The sequence below is a fragment of the Blastococcus sp. SYSU DS1024 genome, assembly GCF_054050795.1.
Genome location: NZ_JBJHAA010000014.1, coordinates 90,666 through 110,494, shown reverse-complemented (window position 1 = coordinate 110,494; position 19,829 = coordinate 90,666). Strand labels below are relative to the sequence as shown.

Here is a 19,829-nt window from a genome sequence, read left to right as displayed (position 1 = left end):
GCGGGCACCCGGGAGGACTCCCGGGTGCCCGCCCGTCCTGGGCCGGACTGCTCAGCGGACGCCGAGCAGGTGCTCCATCGCCAGCTGGTCGAGCCGCTCGAACTGCAGGCCGCGGGCACCGAGGGTCTCCGGGTCGTGGGCCTCGTTCCGCAGGGCGTCGAGGCTCTCGCCCTCGGCCAGGGTCGGGACGGCGAGCTCGGCCACGCGCGCGGCCTCCAGCGCCTCGGCGACCTCGGGGTCGGCGCGGAACGCCTGAGCCTTCTCCTTGAGGATCAGGTAGTTGCGCATGCAGGCGCGAGCGGTCTCCCAGACACCGTCGATGTCCTCGGTCCGCGGCGGCTTGTAGTCGAAGTGCAGGTAGCCGTCGTAGGCCTTGCCGGTGCCGGCACCCAGCAGGGTGTCCACGGTCCAGAAGGCACCGCGCAGGTTGCCGGCGCCGAAGCGCAGGTCCTGGTCGAAGCGCGGGCCGTGCTGGCCGTTGAGGTCGACGTGGAAGAGCTTGTCGTGCCACAGCGCCTGGGCGATGCCCATGGCGAAGTTCAGCCCGGCCATCTCCTCGTGCCCGACCTCGGGGTTGAGGCCCACGCGGTCGGGCTCCTCGAGCTCGTTGATGAAGGCGATGGCGTGCCCGATGGTCGGCAGCAGGATGTCGCCGCGCGGCTCGTTCGGCTTGGGCTCGAGGGCGAACCGGATGTCGTAGCCCTTCTCCCGCACGTAGGAGCAGAGCAGGTCCAGGCCCTCCTTGTACCGGTCGAGCGCGGCCGCGACGTCCTTGGTGCCGCCGGACTCCGCGCCCTCGCGGCCGCCCCACAGCACGTAGGTCTTCGCGCCCAGCTCCGCGGCCAGGTCGACGTTGCGCAGCACCTTGGCGATCGCGTACCGGCGGACGGCGCGGTCGTTGGCGGTGAAGCCGCCGTCCTTGAACACCGGGGCGCCGAAGAGGTTGGTGGTCGCCATCTCCACCCCCATGCCGGTCTCGGCCAGCGCCTTCTTGAACCGCTCGAGGGTGGCGTCACGGGTGGCGTCGTCGGGCACCAGGTCGTCGTCGTGGAAGGTGACGGCGGCGGCGCCGAGCTCGGCGAGCCGGTGCACCGACTCCACCGGGTCCAGCGGGGGCCGGACGGCGCCGCCGAAGACGTCGACGCCCTGCCAGCCCACGGTCCAGAGGCCGAAGCTGAACTTGTCGTCCTTGGTCGGGGTGTAGTCGGTCATGCGGGGATCTCCATCCGGGTCGATCGGTGGGCTGCACTGCGCGCGGAGGCCTCGGGCGGACGCTGGATCGCGAGGCCCGGGGCGGACGAGGGGGTCGGCTGGTCGCCGGTGGCGGGGCGGGCCGCGGAGGAGGGGCCGGTGGCTGTCATCGGGCCCCGGCGCCGGTCGGCGTGAGCGAGGGCACCGGCACCAGCGTCGGGTCCTCGAGGACCGACTCCAGGGCGACGTGCGCGCCCCCGCGCACGGCGGCGGTGAACCCCAGGGTGGAGAGGACGACGCGTGCGCCGGCCACCCCGGGCCCGAGCACGCGGGCCTCCAGCTCGGTGAGCAGCGGCTCCATGAGGTACTCCCCGAGCACCGCGAAGTAACCGCCGAGGATGACCACCCGGGGGTTGAACAGGTTGATGAGCACCGCGGCGCCGGTCCCGAGGGAGGTGCCCACCTGCCGGAGCGCGGCGAGCGTGCGGGCGTCGCCGGCCGCGGCGCGGGCGGCCACCTCCGCCAGCCGCGCCTCCAGGTCACGGGCCGGGTCGGCCACCGGGTCGCCGGGGTCGGCGGCCGCGCGCAGCAGGGCGGCCAGGCCGACGACGGTCTCCCAGCAGCCGCGCCGCCCGCACCCGCAGACGGCGTCCGGATCGCCGAGCGAGGTGTGCCCGACCTCCCCGGAGAGCCCACCGGCTCCGCGCAGCAGCCGGCCGCCGACGATCACGCCGCCACCGACACCGACTTCACCGGTCAGGTAGACCAGGTCGGAGGTCCGCGCTTCCGAGCCCATGGCCCACTCGGCGATGGCCGAGAGGTTGGCGTCGTTCTCGACGCGGATCGGGAAGTCCGTGCCCAGCCGGGCTCGCAGCCCGTCCAGGACGGCGACGTCGCGCCAGCCGATGTTCGGCGCCAGCGTCACGACGCCGTCGAGGCTGCGGACGAGGCCGGCGACCGCCACGGTCAGGCCGGCCGGGCGGGCGCCGGTCGCCGCCGCCGCGGCGACCGCGTCGGACACCAGGCCGGCGACCGCGTCCAGGGTGCGCTCGGCGCCGAGCGCGGGGAGGTCGAGCGCGAGCCGCTGCTCGAAGAGCACCTCGCCACGCAGGTCGAGCACCAGGGCTGCGGCGTAGTCGACGTTCAGCTCGACGCCGATGCCGCACACGCAGGCGCCGTCCAGGTGCACGGTGAGCCCCGGCCGCCCCACCGAGCCGGCGCGGTCGACCTCCCCGGTGGTGACCAGGCGACGGTCGGCGAGCTCGGCCACGAGGCTGGACACCGTCGCCTTGTTCAGGCCGGTCTCCTGGGCGATGCGGGCGCGGGAGCGCGGGCCGTGGTCGCGGAGGTGCCGCAGGACCAGCCCCAGGTTGGTGCGGCGCACCGTCGCCTGGTCGGCCGGAGTACGCCGTTCGGACGACCCGTCGTACAGCGGTGGGACCTCGCCCATCCCCACCTCCTGAGGGTCGCTCCGGAAATTCGTCGGTTGCACAAACAAATTAGGGGCCGCCGGTCAGTCGGTCAAGGCGGACCGCCGCCGTGGTCCGCGCCGCCCGCGGGAACCCTCCACCGGGCGCTACGGGCGGGGGCGGCCTAAGGTTCCGTTCCCATGACCGCCGCGTGCGCTCCGCCACCCGCCCACCTGCCCGTCCGCGCGACCCCGGGACGGGAGCACGTCCGATGACGCTCGTGGCGGGCGTCGACACCTCGACGCAGGCGTGCAAGGTCGTCGTCCGGGACGCGGAGACCGGCGAGCTGGTCCGCTCCGGGCGGGCGCCGCACCCGCCCGGTACCGAGGTGGACCCCCGCGCCTGGGAGGAGGCCTTCCGGGCCGCGGCCGCGGAGGCGGGGGGCCTCGACGACGTCGCCGCGCTCGCCGTCGGCGGCCAGCAGCACGGCATGGTCTGCCTCGACGAGCAGGGCGAGGTGATCCGCGACGCGCTGCTGTGGAACGACGTGCGCTCGGCCCCGGCCGCGGCGGAGCTGATCCGCGAGCTCGGCGACGGCGACGACCAGGCCGGCCGCCAGGCGTGGGCCGATGCCGTGGGGCTGGTGCCGGTCGCGTCGTTCACCGCGACGAAGCTGCGCTGGCTGGCCGACGCCGAACCCGGCAACGCCGACCGCACCGCCGCCGTCTGCCTCCCCCACGACTGGCTGACCTGGCGGCTGCAGGGCGACCGCGACCTCGGCACCCTGGTCACCGACCGCGGCGACGCGAGCGGCACCGCCTACTGGTCGGCCCGCACCGGCGAGTACCGCCTCGACCTGCTCGAACGCGCCATGCGCGGGCGGCGCCCCGCGGTCCCGCGCGTGGCCGGGCCGGCCGAACGGGTGGGCAGCCTCGCCGGCGGCCACGCCGTCCTCGGCCCCGGCACCGGCGACAACGCCGCGGCCGCCCTGGGCCTGGCGGCGCGACCGGGCGACGTCGTCGTCTCGATCGGCACCTCCGGGGTGGTCTCGGCGGTCACCCCCACCGCCGTCGCCGACGTGACCGGCACCGTGGCCGGGTTCGCCGACGCCACCGGCAACCACCTCCCGCTCGTGGCGACGCTCAACGCCGCCCGCGTGCTCGACGCCGCCGCCGCCCTGCTCGGCGTCGACCACGCCACCTTGTCGGAGCTCGCCCTCTCGGCCCCCTCGGGCGCCGACGGCCTCGTGCTCGTGCCCTACCTGGAGGGCGAGCGGACGCCGAACCTGCCGGACGCCACCGGCTCGGTGCACGGCCTCACCCTGCGCACCTCCACCCCGGCGCACTGGGCCCGCGCCGCGATCGAGGGCCTGCTGTGCGGTCTGGCCGACGGCATCGAGGCGGTCGTGGCCCAGGGGGTGGCGGTCGAACGGGTGCTGCTGATCGGCGGGGCCGCCCGCTCACCCGCCGTGCAGCAGCTGGCCCCGGGCATCTTCGGCCGGCCCGTCCTCGTCCCGGCTCCCGGTGAGTACGTCGCCGACGGCGCCGCGCGGCAGGCCGCCTGGGTGCTCTCCGGCGCCGGCGCCCCACCGGAGTGGGCGCAGCCGGGGCTCCAGGAGTTCGACGCGCCGGCGGCCACGCACGTCCGCGAGCGCTACGCCGAGGTGCGGGGCCGCACCGACGGCCAGTAGGAGGACCTGGCTCCTCCCCACCACCCGCCCGCTCGTGGCGGGCCCCGGGAGCCAGGCCGTTCCCGCCTGCCGCCGGGGTCGGCCACGCGTTGCGGCAGCGGTCCACGTGGTGCGCGGCGCGTCCGGTTGCCGTACGGCGCGGACGAGGCGGGCCGCTCAGAACGAGCGGAGCAGGGCGGCGAGCTCGGCCGGGTGCGTCTGCACCGTCATGTGCGCCGCACCCGGCAGCTCCACCAGCCGGCCGCGCGGCGCGGCCGCCGCCACCCGCGCCGCCCAGTCCGCGGGGCAGAGCGCGTCCCGGTCGCCGCGCACGACGACGACCGGCGCCGTGACCCGGGCCAGCCGCTCCTCGATGCCGTCGGGTGACGCCGCCCGCCACAGGGCGCTCATGGCCCGGGGCCCGGTGCGCAGCCACTGGCGCAGGATCAGCGGCACCTGCCACCAGGGCTCGGCGAGGGCGGTGCGCACCCAGCGCGCGGCGAGCACCCGGAGCCGGCGCATCCGCGGATCGGTGGTGGGCCCGCACAGCACGACCCCCGCGACCCGGGGATCGCCCGCGGCCGCGGCCACCACCTGGCAGCCCTGCGAGTGCCCGACGAGGACCACGGGCCCCGCCGGCAGCTCCCCCGCCAGGTGCCGCGCCAGGTCGTCGACCGACGGCACCCGCGCGGCGCGGCCCATGCCCGGTAGGACGACGACGTCGACGGGAAGTTCTGCCCGCAACCTGCGGGCAGAACGTTCATCCAGCCCGAGACCGGGAACGAGAAGGACCGACACCGATCGTGGCACCCGGATGGTCTACCGGCCCCGCGTCCGGCCCGCGAGCCGACCGGGGGTCCGCGGCGTGACACGCATCTCCCGGGGTGCTCACGACCGGCGTGGGCCGAGGTGGAAGGATGAAACATCATGACGACATCACCAGCGCAGGCGCACGCCCCGACCGACTCCTCCGGAGGCCGGCCGCGCGTCGTCATCATCGGCTCGGGCTTCGGCGGGCTCTTCGCCGCGCAAGCGCTGAAGAAGGCACCGGTCGACGTCACGCTGATCGGCAAGACCGCCCAGCACCTGTTCCAGCCGCTGCTCTACCAGGTGGCCACCGGCATCCTCTCCGAGGGCGAGATCGCGCCCGCGACCCGCGAGATCCTGCGCCGGCAGAAGAACGCGCGCGTCGTCCTCGGCGAGGTCACCGACATCGACGTGGCCGCCCGCACGGTGACCTCCGAGATCCTCGGCCGGAAGCTCGTCCACCCGTACGACGAGCTGATCGTCGCGGCGGGCGCCGGGCAGTCGTACTTCGGCAACGACCAGTTCGCCGAGTTCGCACCCGGCATGAAGAGCATCGACGACGCCCTCGAGCTCCGCGGCCGGATCTTCGGCGCCTTCGAGCTGGCCGAGATCGCCAAGGACCCGGCCGAGGTCGACCGGCTGCTCACCTTCGTCGTGGTCGGCGCCGGCCCCACCGGGGTGGAGATGGCCGGCCAGATCGCCGAGCTGGCCCGCCGCACCCTGCGCCGGGACTTCCGCAACATCAACCCCACCGGCGCGCGGGTCATCCTGCTCGACGCCGCCCCGGCGGTGCTGCCCTCCTTCGGCAAGAAGCTCGGTGAGCGCGCCCGTCGGCAGCTCAACGAGATCGGCGTGGAGGTCCAGCTCGGCGCGATGGTCACCGGCGTCGACGCCGACGGCCTCGAGGTGAAGGACACCGACGGCCAGGTCCGCCGCATCCAGGCGGCGACGAAGATCTGGGCCGCGGGCGTGCAGGCCAGCGAGCTGGGCCGCATCCTCGGTGAGCAGACCGGTGCCGAGGTCGACCGGGCCGGCCGGATCTCGGTGCAGCCCGACCTCACGCTGCCGGGCCACCCGGAGATCCACGTCGTCGGCGACATGATGGCGCTGGGCAAGCTCCCCGGCGTCGCCCAGGTCGCCATCCAGGGTGGCCGCTACGCCGCCGAGGCGATCGAGCGGCGGGCCACCGGCAAGAAGCCGCAGGACCCGTTCAAGTACTTCGACAAGGGCTCGATGGCCACGATCTCCCGGTTCTCGGCGGTCGCCGACATCGGGAAGTTCAAGTTCAGCGGCTTCATCGCCTGGGTGCTGTGGCTGGTCGTGCACCTGATGTACATCGTCGGCTTCAAGAGCCGCGTCACGACGGTGCTGCACTGGATGGTCAGCTTCCTCGGCCGCGGCCGCTCCGAGCGGGTGGCCACCCAGCAGCAGGTCTACGGCCGGCTCGCGCTGGAGCACCTGGGCCCGAGGTGGGAGGTCTCCAAGACCGGCGGGCCCAAGGACATCGACCCGGCCGGCGAGGACGTCGCGCAGCGCGACTCCGCCTGACCGGTCCACCGGCCGGGTGATCCCTCCCCCGGCCGGTGCATGTCCGCGTCGGGGCGGGTAGCCGCCCCCCGTGACGGGACGACGAGGTCAGGCAAGCGCAGCGCGGTCGCAGGCACCTCTCTGGCTCTGGCCCGCAGCCAGCGCCGTGGTGGCTGCCGCCGCCGGATGGGCCCTCGGCATGGTGGAGCCCCGCGGCGGGTTCCTCGCGGCGCTGTGGCCGGCCGACACCAGCGCCGCCGGCACGCTCCTGCAGCTGGTGGCCACCGCCGCGGTCACCATCACCACCCTGACCTTCAGCATCACGATCGTGGCGCTGCAGCTGGCGTCCCAGCAGTTCTCGCCCCGGCTGCTGCGCGACTTCACCCGCGACCCGGTCACCAAGCGGGTCCTGTCGGTCCTGGCCGCGACGTTCGTCTTCGCGATCGCCGGGCTGCGGGGGATCAGCCAGGACCAGCCGGTGCCCACGCTCGTCTGCCTGGCCGCCGCGCTGCTGGGGATCGGCTGCGTCGGCGCTCTGCTGGCCTTCATCAGCCACATGGTCCGCATGCTCCGCGTCGACACGATGATGACGCGGGTCCACGACGACGCCCGGCGGGCGATCGAGACGTTCTACGGCCCCTACACCGGCCACGGGCAGCGGTCCCCGGACGAGCTGGACCTGGAGACGCGCGCGGGACGGCTGGTGCACGCGTCCCGCAGCGGGTTCGTCGGGGTGGTCGACACCGGGACGCTGATCGATGCCGCACGAGCGCACGACACCGTCGTCCGCATCGAGGTCCGGCCGGGCGACCAGGTCACCATGGGCACGCCCCTGGGCACGGTGTGGGGCGCGTCCGAGGAGCTCGACGACGCCGTCCGGGCCGCCGTGGTGCTCAACAACGAGCGCACCATCGACCAGGACGCCGCCTTCGGGTTCCGCCAACTGGAGGACATCGCCGTGAAGGCGATGTCCCCGAGCACCAACGACCCGGTCACCGCCGCGACGGCCATCGGCCACATGGGCGATCTGCTGGTCCGGCTCACCGGCCGGCACCTCGGGCCCACGCTGCACGACGACGAGGACGGCACCGGCCGGGCGATCGTCCCCGACCGCGACCTGCGGTACTACCTGGGCCTCGCCTGCGGCCAGGTCGCCCGCTTCGGCGGCAACGAGCCCACGCTGGTCACCGCCCTGCTGCGGATGCTCCGCGACGTGGCCGTCGCCTGCCGGGACGACGAGCAGCGGGCCGAGGTCGCCCGGGCCGCCGACCTGGTCGCCGGGGAGCTCTCGCCGGACTGGAGCCCGACGGACACCGCGACCGTCGAGCTCCACCGCGACCAGGTCACCGCGGCGCTCGAGGGGCGGACCGTCGACGCCTTCGCCGACCGCGCCGGCGAGACCCGCTCGATGTGAGCCGCCGGGGTCAGACCCGGCCCAGCCACCACTCCAGCGCCGCGGCCACGCCCTCGGGCCGGACCACGTGCCCGCCGTCGAACTCCACGTAGGTGGGGTCCTCCCCCGCGTCGCGGAAACCCGCCGCCAGGCGCCGGCCGCACCGCGCGACCGGCAGCACGCGGTCCTCGGTGCCGTGGGTGATCCACAGCCGTGGGCGGCCGACGCGGGCCGGCGGGTGCGCGAAGCCCGGCGAGAACGCGAGGACCGCGTCGAACAGGTCCCCGTTGGCCGGCCCGATCGACAGCGCGTAGGAGGCGCCGTCGGAGAACCCGCCGACCGCGCACCGGGTGACCGGCAGCCGGTCGGCCACCTGCCCGAGCGCGGCGTCCAGCACCGCGACGTCCCGGCCCAGGCGGCCGGCGATGAGGTCCCAGGTGGGGCCGCCGGACCGCGGCGCCAGCACCAGCACTCCGTGCGCGGCGGCTGCGGCACCGACCGCCGCCAAGCTCTGCGCGGGCTCGCCACCGGCGCCGTGGAAGAAGACCAGCAGCGGGCGCGGGGCCGGCTCGCCCGCCGGGACGGCCAGCAGCACCTCCGCGCCGCCTCCCAGGTCGAGCGCGTGCACCCCGGCCGGCCACGGCTCCCCCGGCGGCGCGACGACCGGTCGGCTGCCGAGGCGGCCCGCGGCGTGCCCCGCCCCGGTCACGCGTCGAACCCGGCGACGGGGACGTGCTCCTCGGCCCGCTCCAGGTGCAGCGGCTGCAGCGGCGCGGTGTCGTCGAGGTAGAGGAAGGCGTCGTAGCGCTCACCGAGCACGGTGCCCACGTAGTTGCCCCACTTCTCGCGCGAGGGCCGGTAGACGACGCCGATGGCGCGGTGGTCCAGGCGCCGGCGCAGCCACTCGGGCTGGTTCTCGCGCGGGAAGACGAACAGCGCGTCCTCGCCCAGCGCCTCGTGCAACCGCGCCTCCAGGCTGCCCGACCGCGCCGGCGGGACCTCCATCCGCTCCATCTGCGCGCCCCACTCCCGGCCGGCGATCACCCCGCCGCGGTAGCCGCCGAAGCCGACGAGCACGACGTCGTCGGCGCCGTGCCGCTCCCGCAGCAGCTGCCCCACGTTGGTCATCCCGGCGGCGGCCATGTCGGTCGCCCGGGCGTCCCCGATGTGGGTGTTGTGCTCCCAGACGACCGCCTTGCGGCCGGTGTGCGCGAGCAGCCGGTCCAGGGTGTCGACCATGTGCACGTCGCGGACGTTCCACGACTCCGCCGAACCGCGGATCATGGCCCGGTAGTAGCGCTCGGCATCGACGACCACGGCGGCGTTCTGCTCGGCGGAGAAGCGCGCCTCGGCGTCGGCCCCGGGCTCCGCGCGACCGCGCTCCTCGCACAGCGACCGCAGGAGGTCGACCGCGGCCTGCTCGCACGAGGCCGGGGCGAACCGGCTGGCGAAGGCGTACTCGGCCCCGTCCTCGCCGAAGGGTTCGAAGCAGGCCAGCGCCTGCTTGGCCTGGTCGACGTGCTGGGGCTCGTGCTCGGCCAGCCAGCCGAGCAGCGAGTGCATGGAGTCCCACAGGCTGTAGACGTCGATGCCGTAGAAGCCGACGCGTGCGTCCTCCGGCAGGCCCGCGTTGTGCTCGCGCAGCCAGCGGCAGAAGTCGACGACGTCGTCGTTGGCCCACATCCACGTGGGCCACCGGGAGAAGGCGTCGAGCGCGTCGTGCGGATCGGCGTCGGCGTCCTCCCGGAGCCGGACGCTGCGGTTGACGCGGTAGGAGTCGGGCCAGTCCCCCTCGACGGCGACCAGGCCGAAGCCGTGCTCCTCGACCAACCGCCGGGTGAGCGCCGCCCGCCAGGCGTAGTACTCGTGGGTGCCGTGGCTGGCCTCGCCGATCGCCACGATCCGCGCGTCGCCGACGCGGTCGAGGAGCGGGTCGAGGTCGGCCGCGGTGCGCAGCGGCCGGGCCAGGTCGCGGATCTGCTCGCCGAGTCGGTCAGCCATCGGGTCTCCCTTCGCGCACGACGGCGGCGGCGACCTCGCGCAGGTCACCGGCGCGCCGCCAGACGGACCGTTGCCGAGCAGCGGAGGTACCCCGGGCGAGCAGCCGCTGCACAAGTGCGCGCACCTCGTCCTCCTCGCCCCGGTCGGCCAGGTCGTCGGCGAGCTCACCCAGCAGCGCCGCCACGGCGTCGCGCGCACCGACCAGGGCCCCGGCGACCGGGTCGAAGAGCTGCCCGGCGACGCCGTCGCGGGCGGCCCGCCAGCGGGCCGCCCGCAGCAGTTCGGGGCGCACCTCGGGCACCGGCTCGTCGCGCGCGACCCGGCCGGCCAGCACCCGCACCAGCGAGGCGACCAGGGCGGCGTGCAGTACGGCGTCGTCGAGGTCGGTGCAGACGTCGGCCAGCCGGAACTCCAGCGTCGGGTGGGCGGCCGACGGCCGCACGTCCCAGTACAGGTGGGAGGCGTCCGCGATCACCTCGGCGGTCACCAGCCCCTCGACCACCTCGCGGAACCGGGCGGCCGACCCCAGCCGTTCCGGGAGCCCCGCATGCGGCCAGCGCCCCCACCACAGGGTGCGGTAGCTCTCGTAGCCGGTGTCGGCCCCGTCGTGGAAGGGCGAGCTGCCGGTCATCGCCAGCAGCACGGGGAGGTAGGGCCGCGCCCGGTCGAGGACGGCGACCGCCGTCTCCAGGTCGGGCACGCCGACGTGCACGTGGCAGCCGCAGATGTCCTGCCGCTGGGCGAGCCCGGCCCACCGCCGCACCATGGCCTCGTACCGCGGCTCCGGGGTGATGGCCTGCTCGCGCCAGCCGGCCGACGGGTGCGTCGAGGCCATCAGGAGCGCGACGCCGGCATCGGCCGCCGCGGTGCGCGCCTCCGCCCGCGTACCCGCCAGGGCGGCCCGGAGCTCGCCCAGCGTGCGGCAGATCCCGGTGGCCGTCTCCAGCTGGGTGGTGGTGATCTCGGCCTGCAACCGCTCGCCGAGCTCATGCCGCGCCGCGGCGACGGCGAGCTCCGGGCGCGGGGCCAGCGCGAAGGTCTCGGGGTCGACGAGGTGGAACTCCTCCTCCACCCCGACGGTGGCGCCCGCGGCGGCCGGGCGACCCGCGCTGGACTGCACACGCCCTCCCGTCCGGGGCAGCGCCCCTCCCGGCACGGTACGACCCCGACGGCGGCCGCGCACCCCGCCGGGGCCCGCCGAGCCAGGTCGGCGCACCACCCGGACGGGTCGACTCTCCGCGCCCCGGCGGCGCGACCTCGCCGCCGGCCAGCAGGATGGACGGCGACGACCAGGGGGAGGACGACAGGGGGAGCTCGGTGCACACCGGACCACGGACGGCCGCGACCCTCCTGGCGGTCCTCTACGCGACCAGCGCCGCGCTCTGCTGGCTCGGTGCCGCACGGCCGATGGACGACGACACGCCCGTCGGGTTGCTGTGGGCGCTCGGTGCGGTCGGCCTGTCGGCCGGCGCCGCTCTGCGGGCGGCCGCCGAACGGGTGCCCCGGTGGGTGCTGCACGCCGGCGTGGCCCTGCTCTCGGTGCTCATCGGCGTGCTCGCCTGGCGCTCCGCGACCGCCGTGGGCGTGGTGGGCCTCGGGCCGGCGCTGATCGCGGTGAGCCTGTACGCCGCGCACTTCCTGCCGCTGCCCGCCGCCCGGTTGCATGCCGCCCTCGCCGTGCTCTCGGGCAGCATCGGCGCCTGGGCCGCCGCGCCGTCGGGTTTCCTCTCGGCCTGGCTCGCCGTCGTCGTCTCGGTGGTCGTCCTGACCGAGGTGCAGGGTCGGCTGGCGCGGCAGCTGCGCCGGGCCGCGGGCACCGACCCGCTCACCGGCGTGGCCAACCGCCGTGCCTGGGAGGAGCAGGCCGAGGGGCACCTGTCGCGGGCGGCGCGCACCGGCGAGCCCCTGAGCTTCGCCATCCTCGACCTCGACGACTTCAAGGAGGTCAACGACCGCGACGGGCACCGCGCCGGCGACGACCTCCTCCGCGCGCTGACCGCGAGCTGGCGTCGCCGGCTGCGCCGGGCCGACGTGCTCGGCCGGTACGGGGGCGACGAGTTCGTGCTGTGCCTGCCGGCGACCGACGAGGACGCCGCATGGGAGCTGATGGCCGCGCTGCGGGCGACCCACCCCTTCACCTGGACCGCCGGCGTCGCCAGTGCGAGGCCCGGCGACGAGCTGGCGGGCGTGCTCTCCCGCGCCGACGCCCAGCTCTACCGGCGCAAGCGCGACCGGCTGGCGTGACCCGGCTCCGGGGCGACGGTCACCCGCGACGCCAGTCGTCGGCCTCGAGGTGCGACCCCGCCATCGGGCCCATCTGCAGCATCCCGCCGTCGACGGGCCAGGACGCCCCGGTGACGTAGCCGGCGGCCGGCGAGGCGAGGAAGGCGATGACGGCCGCCACCTCGCGGGCGTCCCCCGGGCGGCGCAGCGGCACGCCGGGCCGCTCGTGGCCGGGAGCGGTGGGGTCCTCGTCCTCCTGGCCGGTCATGGGGGTGGCGATCTCGCCGGGCGCGACGGAGTTCACGGTGATGCCGTGCTCGGCCAGCTCGAGGGCGGCCACCTTCGTGAGCAGCCCGAGCCCGCCCTTGGCCGCGCAGTAGCCGGCCGCGCCGACCCTGGGGGCGTGCTCGTGCACGCTGGTGACGTTCACGATCCGCCCGCCGCTCCCGGCCGCGACCATCCGGCGCGCGGCGCGCTGGAGGCAGAGGAACGCGCCGTCGAGGTCGGTGGCCAGCACCTCGCGCCAGGTGTCGAACTCCAGGTCCAGCAGCGGCGTCATGTGACCGGTGCCCGCATCGTTGACCAGCACGTCGACGCCGCCGAGCGCATCGGCCAGCTCGTCGACGACGTCGGCGGCGCCGGGCAGCCGGGTCAGGTCGAGGTGGCGGACCTCGGCCCGCCGGCCCCGTGCGCGCACCTGCTCGGCGGTCGCCTCGCCGGCCTCCCGGTCGCGGTACCAGGTGATGCCGACGTCGCAGCCCTGCTCGGCCAGGGCCACCGCGACGGCGCGCCCGATGCCGGACTCCGATCCCGTGACGAGCGCGACCCGCCCGCTGCCTCCGGTCATGGCAGCGACGCTAACGATCCCGTGACAGGCACGCAGCACGATGGGTTGGGGTCCCGCACGGGGTAGAGGCGGAGCATGGCCGCCACCCGATCCCTGCTCGCCCGGCTCCTGCTCGCGCTCGCCGCCGTCCTGCTCACCACCACCGGCTGCGTGGCAGTGGACACGACCTCGCCCGGCACCGGCACCGGGTCCGCGCCCGAACCCGACGAGCCGCCGTCGGCCGAGGACGGCGACGTGGAGGACCGGATGGCCCGGGACGTCCTGGACCGGGTGAACGACGAGCGGGCGGCGCGGGACCTGCCGCCGCTGGAGTGGGACGAGGAGCTGGCGACCGTCGCGCGCGAGTGGAGCGAGCAGATGGCCGAGAACGACCAGATCGAGCACCAGGACATGCGCGAGGTGCTCGATCTGGAGGAGCTGGACGGCTACGCCGGGATCGGGGAGAACGTGTTCACCGCATCGGCGCCGGTGCCGGCCGGGACGGCGCACGTCGGATGGATGCGCTCCGACGGCCACCGGGTCAACGTGCTCAACCCGGGCTGGGACCGCATCGGCATCGGCTTCCACTGCGCCCCCGACGGCTCGGTCTGGGGGACCCAGCAGTTCGGGCGCACGGTCGGCTCCGACCGCCCCGAGGTCAGCCGGGAGACGCCGCCGGAGGAGCCGATCGCCCGGCCCGAGGAGGACGGCCCCAGCTGTGGTTGAGGCGCGGGAGCGGGTCCGCCGGCTGCGGCGGCGGCTGGGCGAGGGCTACCGGCGGGTGCCCGAGCCGGCCCGGCGCTTCCTCGCCTGGCTGCGCAGCCCGGAGTTCCTCACCACCAGCTCCAGCCTCGCCTTCTACGCGATGGTCTCGCTGCCGCCGATGGTGCTGCTGGGCTTCTGGGGAGCGGGCCTGGTGGTCGACCAGTCCTCGCTGCAGGACCTCGGCACCGAGGTGGACGCCCAGGCGCCCGACCAGCTGCCGGTCGCCGACGTGCTGCGCGCGCTGATCGACGTCGCCGCCCAGACCGGGCCGGTGGCGGCGGTGGCGGCGGTCTGGCCGGCGACCACCTACGGCGCCGCCCTCGCCCGGGCGTTCAGCGACGTGGCGCCGCGGTCGGAGCAGCGGATGCGCGGCTGGAAGGGCCGGCTGCTGGCGCTCGCGATCATCGCCGTGCTGCCGGTGGCGGTGTTCTCGGGGCTCGCGGCGCTGTACCTGGTGCCGCGGCTGCTCGGGGAGGGGACGGCGGTGCGCATCGTGATGGGGCTGGGGTCGCTGGCGCTGCTCGGCGTGCTCATCGGGCTCGTCTACGCGCTGTTCCGCCTGTGGGAGACGCGGATCAGCGACGTCGTCGTCGGCGCCGCGACCGCGACCGGCCTGGTCGCCGCCACCACCGGCGGCTACCTCGTCTACCTCGAGTACGCCGACTTCACCGCGCGCTACGGAGCGACGGCGCTGGCGACGGCGGTGCTGCTCGGCCTGTGGCTGCTGCTCGGCAACGCCGCGCTGATCGCCGGGTACCGGGTCATGGCCCGCCGGGTGCACGCCCGCCGTCCGCGAAGCCCGGGGCCGGAGCGCGCCGGGGACCGAGCCATGGACCGAGCCGGTTCCCGTGCCACAGTCGGGGCCGGGAGCGGCGACCGGGAGCCGGCGCGGCGGTGAGGGCCGCCTCGCCTTCTCGGCGCCGCGGAACCGTCGTACCCCCGGCCTAGCGTCCCGGGTGACCCCACCGGCCCGGCGGAAGGCGTACGGCCATGACCAGCGGCACCCACACCCCCAGCGGCACGGCGGCCCTCCCGGCCGAACGGGCCGATCTGCTCGAGACGCTCTCCACCCACCGGCACTTCCTCCGTTTCACCGTCCACGGGCTCACCGACGAGCAGGCGCGGCAGCGGCCCACGGCCAGCGAGCTGACCCTGGGCGGCCTGATCAAGCACGTCGCCGCCACGGAGGCGGCGTGGGCGCGGTTCGTGGTCGAGGGGACCGAGGCGATGGCGGCCCCGACCGACGCAGGGGGCCGCGAGGCGTGGGCGCAGGAGTTCCGCCTGCTCCCGGAGGAGACCCTCGACGGCGTGCTGGCGCGGTACGAGGAGGTCGCCCGGCGCACCGACGAGCTGGTGCGCACGCTGCCGGACCTCGACGCGTCCCACCCGCTGCCCGAGGCCCCGTGGTTCGAGCCGGGGGCGCACCGCTCGGCCCGCCGCGTCTTCCTGCACATCGTGGCCGAGACCGCCCAGCACGCCGGCCACGCCGACATCCTGCGGGAGTCCCTGGACGGGCAGAAGACGATGGGCTGAGGCCCCGTGGTCGGGCGCGTCCGCCGGCGCCTCGACCCCGGCCGCACCCACGGGCGCCGACGACCGGTTCAGCCCGGCCCGTCGCCCGCCAGCTCCTCGGCGTGGGCGATCGCGCGGTCGCGCAGATCGGCTGCGTCCTCGGCTTCGCGCTGGGCTGCGCCCTGCCGGCGCTGCGCCCGCTTGAGCGCGGCGGCGGCCTCGCCGACGGCCCGTTCCGCCTCGGCGAGCTCGTCGGCCAGCTCCTCGACGCGCGCCTGCAGGTCGCCCCGTCGCTGCTCGAGCTGCTCCACCTCGCGACGCTGCTCCGCGGCAGCGGCGGCGGCCTCCTCTGCTGCTGCGGTGGCCTCCTCCGCGGCGGCACGGGCACGGGCCAGCTCCCGACGGCGCCTCTCCTCCTCGGCCCGGCGGCGCTCCTCCCGCTCCCGCTCCCGGCGCTCGGCGGCGGTGGGGCCGGCCGGCCTTCCCTCCCCCGCCGTCGCTTTCCTCGCCGTCCCCGCCGTCGCTCTCCGCGCCGGACCGGCCGGCGACCCGGGCGGGGAGACCAGCCGCAGCGCCGGACGCGGCGCGACGGTACCCAGGCCGCTGTACGACATCGCCCCGGTCAGCCGGCCGGTGAGCAGCGCCGCCCCGGCCTCCGGATCGGCCATGGCCGCCCGCAGGGTCTCCTCCACCTGGCCGGACACCGACGCGCTCACCGGGTGGCCACGCTCGCGGGCGAGGGCGGCGGCCTGCCGGGTGAGCGCGTTCAGCAGCTGGCCGCGCTGCGCGTTGAGCGCTCGGAGCTCGTCCCCGGCCAGGTTCTCCTGGGCGCCGCGGAGCAGGTCGCCCAGCTCGACCAGCCCCTCGATCTCCCCGCGGTGGGCGCGGACGAGCAGGTTGCAGACCCAGGCGGCGGTCGACGGCTTGGGCAGCGCCCCGATCTCCTTGGCCAGCGCCTTCTCCCCGGCGGCCCGGGCCTCCTCCTGGCGCTCCTTGCGCAGCGCGACGAACTCCTCGGGGGCGGTCTCGTACAGCTCGTCGGCGATCTCGTCGAGATCCACGCCTCTCCCCCGGTGCTACGAACTCGTGGTGATCAGCGCCTGATCACCACGAGTTCGTAGCACTCGCAGCCGGGTGACGTCAGCAGCAGGCCGCGGCGGGCCGGGCGTCGGTGCCGGAGCCCTCCGTCCGGCAGCAGGTGCCGTCCCCGCTGACGGCGGAGAGCTCGGCGGCCGTCTGCCCCTCCAGGTCGGGGCGCGCGTCCGCCTTGACGGTGTAGACCTCGCACGGCTCGCCGCCGGGCCCGGTCACCCAGACCTTGTCCTGGACGGCGTAGCAGCAGGTGGTGTCCTCCTCCGGCCGGGTCGCCAGGCCGGCGTCGGCCAGCCGGTCCGTGGCCGCGGTGACCTCGTCGGTGGAGGCGACCTCCACACCCAGGTGGTCCATGCGGGTGGGCTCCCCCGGCCTGCCCTCGAGCAGCACCAGCTTCAGCGGCGGCTCGGCGACGGCGAAGTTCGCGTAACCGGGCCGCCGCTTGGCCGGGGCGGTGTCGAAGAGCCGGGAGTAGAAGTCGACCGCGGCGTCGAGGTCGGCGACGCGGAGAGCGAGCTGCACGCGGGACATGGTTCCTCCTCAGGAGCGGGGACATCGACGGACATCGATGTCTGACCGCAGAATGAACAGCAGGTATCGATGCTTGTCAATACGATGGACATCGTTACGATGACGGTCGACGTCCGATGCGAGGAGATTCGATGAGCGAGCCCGGCCTGGCGTGCTGCACGCCGCTGTCCGGTACGGCGATGTCCGCCGAGCAGGCCGAGCAGGTCGCCCCGCTGCTCAAGGCGCTGGCCGACCCGGTGCGCCTGCGCCTGGTCAGCCTGATCGCCTCCAGCGCGAGCGGGGAGGCCTGCGTCTGCGACCTCAACGACGCCTTCGAGCTCACCCAGGCGACGATCAGCCACCACCTCAAGGTGCTGCACTCGGCCGGGCTGCTCGACCGGGAGAAGCGCGGGGTGTGGGTGTACTACGCCGTCCGACCGGCTGCGCTCGACGCGGTCGCCAGCCTGTTCCGCACGGGGGTGCCGGCATGAGCGACGCCGTCCGCGAGACCGCGCGCACCGACGTCCCGGCCGACGCCCCCGTCCTGCAGAAGCTGTCGACGCTGGACCGGTTCCTGCCCGTCTGGATCATCGCCGCGATGGCGCTCGGGCTGGCGCTGGGCCGCTGGGTCCCCGGCCTCGACGATGCGCTGAGCGCGGTCGAGGTCGGCGACGTGAGCCTGCCGATCGCGATCGGGCTGCTGCTGATGATGTACCCGGTGCTGGCCAAGGTCCGGTACTCCGAGCTGGACCGGGTGACCGGCGACCGGAAGCTGCTGGGCGCGAGCCTGGTGCTCAACTGGCTGGTCGGCCCGGCGCTGATGTTCGCCCTCGCCTGGTTGCTGCTGCCCGACCTGCCCGAGTACCGGACCGGGCTGATCATCGTCGGCCTGGCCCGCTGCATCGCGATGGTCCTGATCTGGAACGACCTCTCCTGCGGTGACCGGGAAGCCGGCGCGGTGCTGGTCGCGATCAACTCGGTCTTCCAGATCCTCGCCTTCGCCGTCCTGGGCTGGTTCTACCTGCAGGTGCTGCCCGGCTGGCTCGGGCTGACCACCACCTCCGCGGAGTTCAGCTTCTGGGCCATCGTCGTCTCGGTGCTGGTGTTCCTCGGCATCCCGCTGGTCGCCGGCTTCCTCACCCGCACGCTGGGCGAGCGCCGCCGTGGCCGCGCCTGGTACGAGGAGCGCTTCCTGCCGAGGATCGGCCCGATCGCCCTGTACGGCCTGCTGTTCACGATCGTCATGCTCTTCGCGCTGCAGGGTGACGCGATCACCTCCCAGCCGTGGGACGTCGCCCGCATCGCGTTGCCGCTGCTCGCCTACTTCTTCCTGATGTTCGGCGGCTCGTTCCTGCTCGGCATGCGGCTCGGGCTCGGCTACGCGAAGACGGCGACGCTGGCGTTCACCGCCGCGGGCAACAACTTCGAGCTGGCCATCGCCGTCGCGATCGGCACCTTCGGCGTCACCAGCGGGCAGGCGCTCGCCGGCGTCGTCGGCCCGCTCATCGAGGTGCCGGTGCTCGTCGGCCTCGTCTACGTGTCCCTGTGGGCCGCCCGCCGCTGGTTCCCCGGCGACCCCACCGTCCCTGCCACCGCGAGGAGCGCCGCGTGAGCACCCCCAGCGTCCTGTTCGTCTGCGTGCACAACGCCGGCCGCTCGCAGATGGCCGCCGGCTGGCTGCGCCACCTGGCCGGCGACGCCGTCGAGGTCCGCTCGGCCGGCTCGGTTCCCGGCGAGCAGGTCAACCCGGCCGCGGTCGAGGCCATGGCGGAGGTCGGCATCGACATCTCCGACCAGCGGCCGAAGGTGCTCACCACCGACGCCGTCGAGGCCTCCGACGTGGTCATCACGATGGGGTGCGGCGACGCCTGCCCGATCTTCCCGGGCAAGCGCTACCTGGACTGGGCGCTGGAGGACCCGGCGGGCAAGGGTGTGGAGTCGGTGCGGCCGATCCGCGACGAGATCGAGCGACGCATCCGCGGGCTGCTCGCCGAGCTCGCGGTCACCCCTCGCGCCTGAGCACGAAGAAGAACGGGTCGGGCAGGCCGCGCAGGTCCATCATCCCGAGGACCGTGCGGCTGCTCACCCGCTTGAAGACGTCGATGATCGGCAGCCGGTCGTAGACCATCGCGGCGGTGACGACGCCGCGGTGCTCGACCGCCCGCAACCGGGCCTTCGGGCGGGAGGTCGTCAGCAGCGGCCGGACGGCGGTGAAGGCCGTGCGGGCCGCCCGCGAGTGGGCCAGCCGAGGCGCGCGGCGCAGCACACCCACCGGGAGCAGGGCCGGGTCGACCGGCCGCGGCCCGGCCGCCGTCCCGAACAGCAGAGGGTGCACCGTCTCGGTGCCGAGGAACTCCTTGCCGCACCAGCCGTAGGCCTCCAGCAGCCCGTCCAGCGGTGAGCCGGTGGGCAGCCCGCTGCCGCCCCACCGGCCGAGCATCTCCTCCACCGGCTGCGGCTCGAAGAAGTCGAAGGACGACTGCGCTTCGGCCCGGGAGACACCGTCCCGCTGGGCATCGCGGACCCACGCGTCCGGGCTGGTGAACCGCAGCGTCACCCGAGCGGGCGCTCGAAGGTGACCAGCACGCCGTCGACCCCGCCGGGGCCGATGCGGCCCTTGACCTCCACCGAGGTGATCGCCTTCAGCTGCCACCCCTCGCGGGCGTGCTGGTTGAGCACCTTCTCCAGCTTCCCGCCGGACATCTTGCCGCCGATCATCCCCTCGCGGATCTCCTCGACCTTGTACTCGTAGCGCGCTGCGCCCATGGGTCGTCCGTCCTCTCGTTCGGTCCGGTCGGTCGCCCGCCAGCGTGCCGCGCTCCCCCGCCGGCGTCGAGACGGGCCGCCGCTCCGACGCCCTAGTGATACGGATCACCCATGTGTAACGTCCGCGCCGGGGCGCCG

The 19,829-nt window shown here is 75.1% G+C and carries 21 protein-coding genes; 10 read left to right on the top strand and 11 right to left on the bottom strand.

Translation table 11 applies throughout. The features are described 5' to 3' along the window. Positions 1 to 51: 51 nt before the first annotated feature. Both xylA and ACI79S_RS14105 read right to left on the bottom strand, forming a co-directional pair. Complete coding sequence (xylA, locus tag ACI79S_RS14110) at positions 52 to 1,212, bottom strand: xylose isomerase (protein WP_456594071.1); 1,161 nt, start codon at positions 1,210 to 1,212, stop codon at positions 52 to 54. 145 nt (positions 1,213 to 1,357) lie between these two features. Then, on the bottom strand, positions 1,358 to 2,641 hold the full coding sequence (locus ACI79S_RS14105; RefSeq protein WP_456594070.1) for an ROK family transcriptional regulator: 1,284 nt from the start codon (positions 2,639 to 2,641) through the stop codon (positions 1,358 to 1,360). 230 nt (positions 2,642 to 2,871) lie between these two features. Between ACI79S_RS14105 and ACI79S_RS14100 the strand changes: the two genes are divergently transcribed. Next, positions 2,872 to 4,290, top strand: a complete 1,419-nt coding sequence (locus tag ACI79S_RS14100; protein WP_456594069.1) for a xylulokinase — start codon at positions 2,872 to 2,874, stop codon at positions 4,288 to 4,290. 156 nt (positions 4,291 to 4,446) lie between these two features. Here ACI79S_RS14100 and ACI79S_RS14095 read toward each other — a convergent pair whose 3' ends face one another. Further along, positions 4,447 to 5,067, bottom strand: a complete 621-nt coding sequence (locus tag ACI79S_RS14095) for an alpha/beta fold hydrolase (protein WP_456594068.1) — start codon at positions 5,065 to 5,067, stop codon at positions 4,447 to 4,449. A gap of 129 nt (positions 5,068 to 5,196) precedes the next feature. Here ACI79S_RS14095 and ACI79S_RS14090 point away from each other — a divergent pair, with 129 nt between their 5' ends. Beyond that, a complete protein-coding gene (locus ACI79S_RS14090) occupies positions 5,197 to 6,624 on the top strand; it encodes an NAD(P)/FAD-dependent oxidoreductase (protein ID WP_456594067.1) in 1,428 nt (475 codons plus the stop codon). Between the two features lie 70 nt (positions 6,625 to 6,694). Further along, positions 6,695 to 8,017, top strand: coding sequence for a DUF2254 domain-containing protein (locus tag ACI79S_RS14085; protein ID WP_456594066.1), 1,323 nt, complete (start codon positions 6,695 to 6,697; stop codon positions 8,015 to 8,017). A gap of 10 nt (positions 8,018 to 8,027) precedes the next feature. Here ACI79S_RS14085 and ACI79S_RS14080 read toward each other — a convergent pair whose 3' ends face one another. From ACI79S_RS14080 to ACI79S_RS14070, 3 genes are read right to left on the bottom strand one after another with little or no spacing between them, the layout of a single operon-like run. Next, the gene (locus ACI79S_RS14080; RefSeq protein WP_456594065.1) at positions 8,028 to 8,705 is read right to left on the bottom strand and encodes an alpha/beta hydrolase; all 678 of its coding nucleotides are present in this window, start codon (positions 8,703 to 8,705) and stop codon (positions 8,028 to 8,030) included. Beyond that, entirely contained in the window at positions 8,702 to 9,997 is a 1,296-nt protein-coding gene (locus ACI79S_RS14075; protein ID WP_456594064.1) for an erythromycin esterase family protein, read from the bottom strand. The genes ACI79S_RS14080 and ACI79S_RS14075 overlap by 4 nt, the downstream gene beginning before the upstream one ends. Continuing rightward, positions 9,990 to 11,117 carry a carboxylate-amine ligase gene (locus ACI79S_RS14070; RefSeq protein WP_456594063.1) on the bottom strand — a complete coding sequence of 376 codons (1,128 nt, stop codon included), beginning with the start codon at positions 11,115 to 11,117 and terminating at the stop codon, positions 9,990 to 9,992. The genes ACI79S_RS14075 and ACI79S_RS14070 overlap by 8 nt, the downstream gene beginning before the upstream one ends. Before the next feature lie 197 nt (positions 11,118 to 11,314). On the opposite strand from ACI79S_RS14070, the gene ACI79S_RS14065 reads away from it, so the two are divergent. Further along, entirely contained in the window at positions 11,315 to 12,241 is a 927-nt protein-coding gene (locus tag ACI79S_RS14065; RefSeq protein WP_456594062.1) for a GGDEF domain-containing protein, read from the top strand. 19 nt (positions 12,242 to 12,260) lie between these two features. On the opposite strand, the gene ACI79S_RS14060 is transcribed toward ACI79S_RS14065, so the two are convergent. Then, positions 12,261 to 13,067 carry an SDR family oxidoreductase gene (locus ACI79S_RS14060; RefSeq protein WP_456594061.1) on the bottom strand — a complete coding sequence of 269 codons (807 nt, stop codon included), beginning with the start codon at positions 13,065 to 13,067 and terminating at the stop codon, positions 12,261 to 12,263. A gap of 75 nt (positions 13,068 to 13,142) precedes the next feature. Between ACI79S_RS14060 and ACI79S_RS14055 the strand changes: the two genes are divergently transcribed. The 3 genes from ACI79S_RS14055 to ACI79S_RS14045 all read left to right on the top strand — a co-directional run bounded on the left by ACI79S_RS14055 (position 13,143) and on the right by ACI79S_RS14045 (position 15,344). Further along, a complete protein-coding gene (locus ACI79S_RS14055) occupies positions 13,143 to 13,772 on the top strand; it encodes a CAP domain-containing protein (RefSeq protein ID WP_456594060.1) in 630 nt (209 codons plus the stop codon). Beyond that, positions 13,765 to 14,709, top strand: a complete 945-nt coding sequence (locus tag ACI79S_RS14050; RefSeq protein ID WP_456594059.1) for a YihY/virulence factor BrkB family protein — start codon at positions 13,765 to 13,767, stop codon at positions 14,707 to 14,709. Before ACI79S_RS14055 ends, ACI79S_RS14050 begins: the two co-directional genes overlap by 8 nt. Positions 14,710 to 14,801: 92 nt before the next feature. Beyond that, a complete protein-coding gene (locus tag ACI79S_RS14045; RefSeq protein WP_456594058.1) occupies positions 14,802 to 15,344 on the top strand; it encodes a DinB family protein in 543 nt (180 codons plus the stop codon). 68 nt (positions 15,345 to 15,412) lie between these two features. Here ACI79S_RS14045 and ACI79S_RS14040 read toward each other — a convergent pair whose 3' ends face one another. Together ACI79S_RS14040 and ACI79S_RS14035 are read right to left on the bottom strand one after the other, a co-directional pair. After that, positions 15,413 to 16,384, bottom strand: coding sequence for a hypothetical protein (locus ACI79S_RS14040; RefSeq protein WP_456594057.1), 972 nt, complete (start codon positions 16,382 to 16,384; stop codon positions 15,413 to 15,415). 79 nt (positions 16,385 to 16,463) lie between these two features. After that, entirely contained in the window at positions 16,464 to 16,946 is a 483-nt protein-coding gene (locus ACI79S_RS14035; RefSeq protein ID WP_456594056.1) for an ArsI/CadI family heavy metal resistance metalloenzyme, read from the bottom strand. A 131-nt stretch (positions 16,947 to 17,077) separates the two neighbouring features. On the opposite strand from ACI79S_RS14035, the gene ACI79S_RS14030 reads away from it, so the two are divergent. From ACI79S_RS14030 to ACI79S_RS14020, 3 genes are read left to right on the top strand one after another with little or no spacing between them, the layout of a single operon-like run. Then, a complete protein-coding gene (locus ACI79S_RS14030) occupies positions 17,078 to 17,416 on the top strand; it encodes a metalloregulator ArsR/SmtB family transcription factor (protein WP_456594055.1) in 339 nt (112 codons plus the stop codon). Continuing rightward, on the top strand, positions 17,413 to 18,537 hold the full coding sequence (arsB, locus tag ACI79S_RS14025; protein ID WP_456594054.1) for an ACR3 family arsenite efflux transporter: 1,125 nt from the start codon (positions 17,413 to 17,415) through the stop codon (positions 18,535 to 18,537). Before ACI79S_RS14030 ends, arsB begins: the two co-directional genes overlap by 4 nt. Beyond that, the gene (locus tag ACI79S_RS14020; protein WP_456594053.1) at positions 18,534 to 18,944 is read left to right on the top strand and encodes an arsenate reductase ArsC; all 411 of its coding nucleotides are present in this window, start codon (positions 18,534 to 18,536) and stop codon (positions 18,942 to 18,944) included. Before arsB ends, ACI79S_RS14020 begins: the two co-directional genes overlap by 4 nt. Here ACI79S_RS14020 and ACI79S_RS14015 read toward each other — a convergent pair. Both ACI79S_RS14015 and ACI79S_RS14010 read right to left on the bottom strand, forming a co-directional pair. Next, positions 18,928 to 19,482, bottom strand: a complete 555-nt coding sequence (locus ACI79S_RS14015) for a DUF4334 domain-containing protein (protein WP_456594052.1) — start codon at positions 19,480 to 19,482, stop codon at positions 18,928 to 18,930. The two genes, ACI79S_RS14020 and ACI79S_RS14015, sit on opposite strands and share 17 nt — an antisense overlap. After that, a complete protein-coding gene (locus tag ACI79S_RS14010; protein ID WP_456594051.1) occupies positions 19,479 to 19,691 on the bottom strand; it encodes a DUF4177 domain-containing protein in 213 nt (70 codons plus the stop codon). Before ACI79S_RS14010 ends, ACI79S_RS14015 begins: the two co-directional genes overlap by 4 nt. Between the last annotated feature and the right edge of the window lie 138 nt (positions 19,692 to 19,829).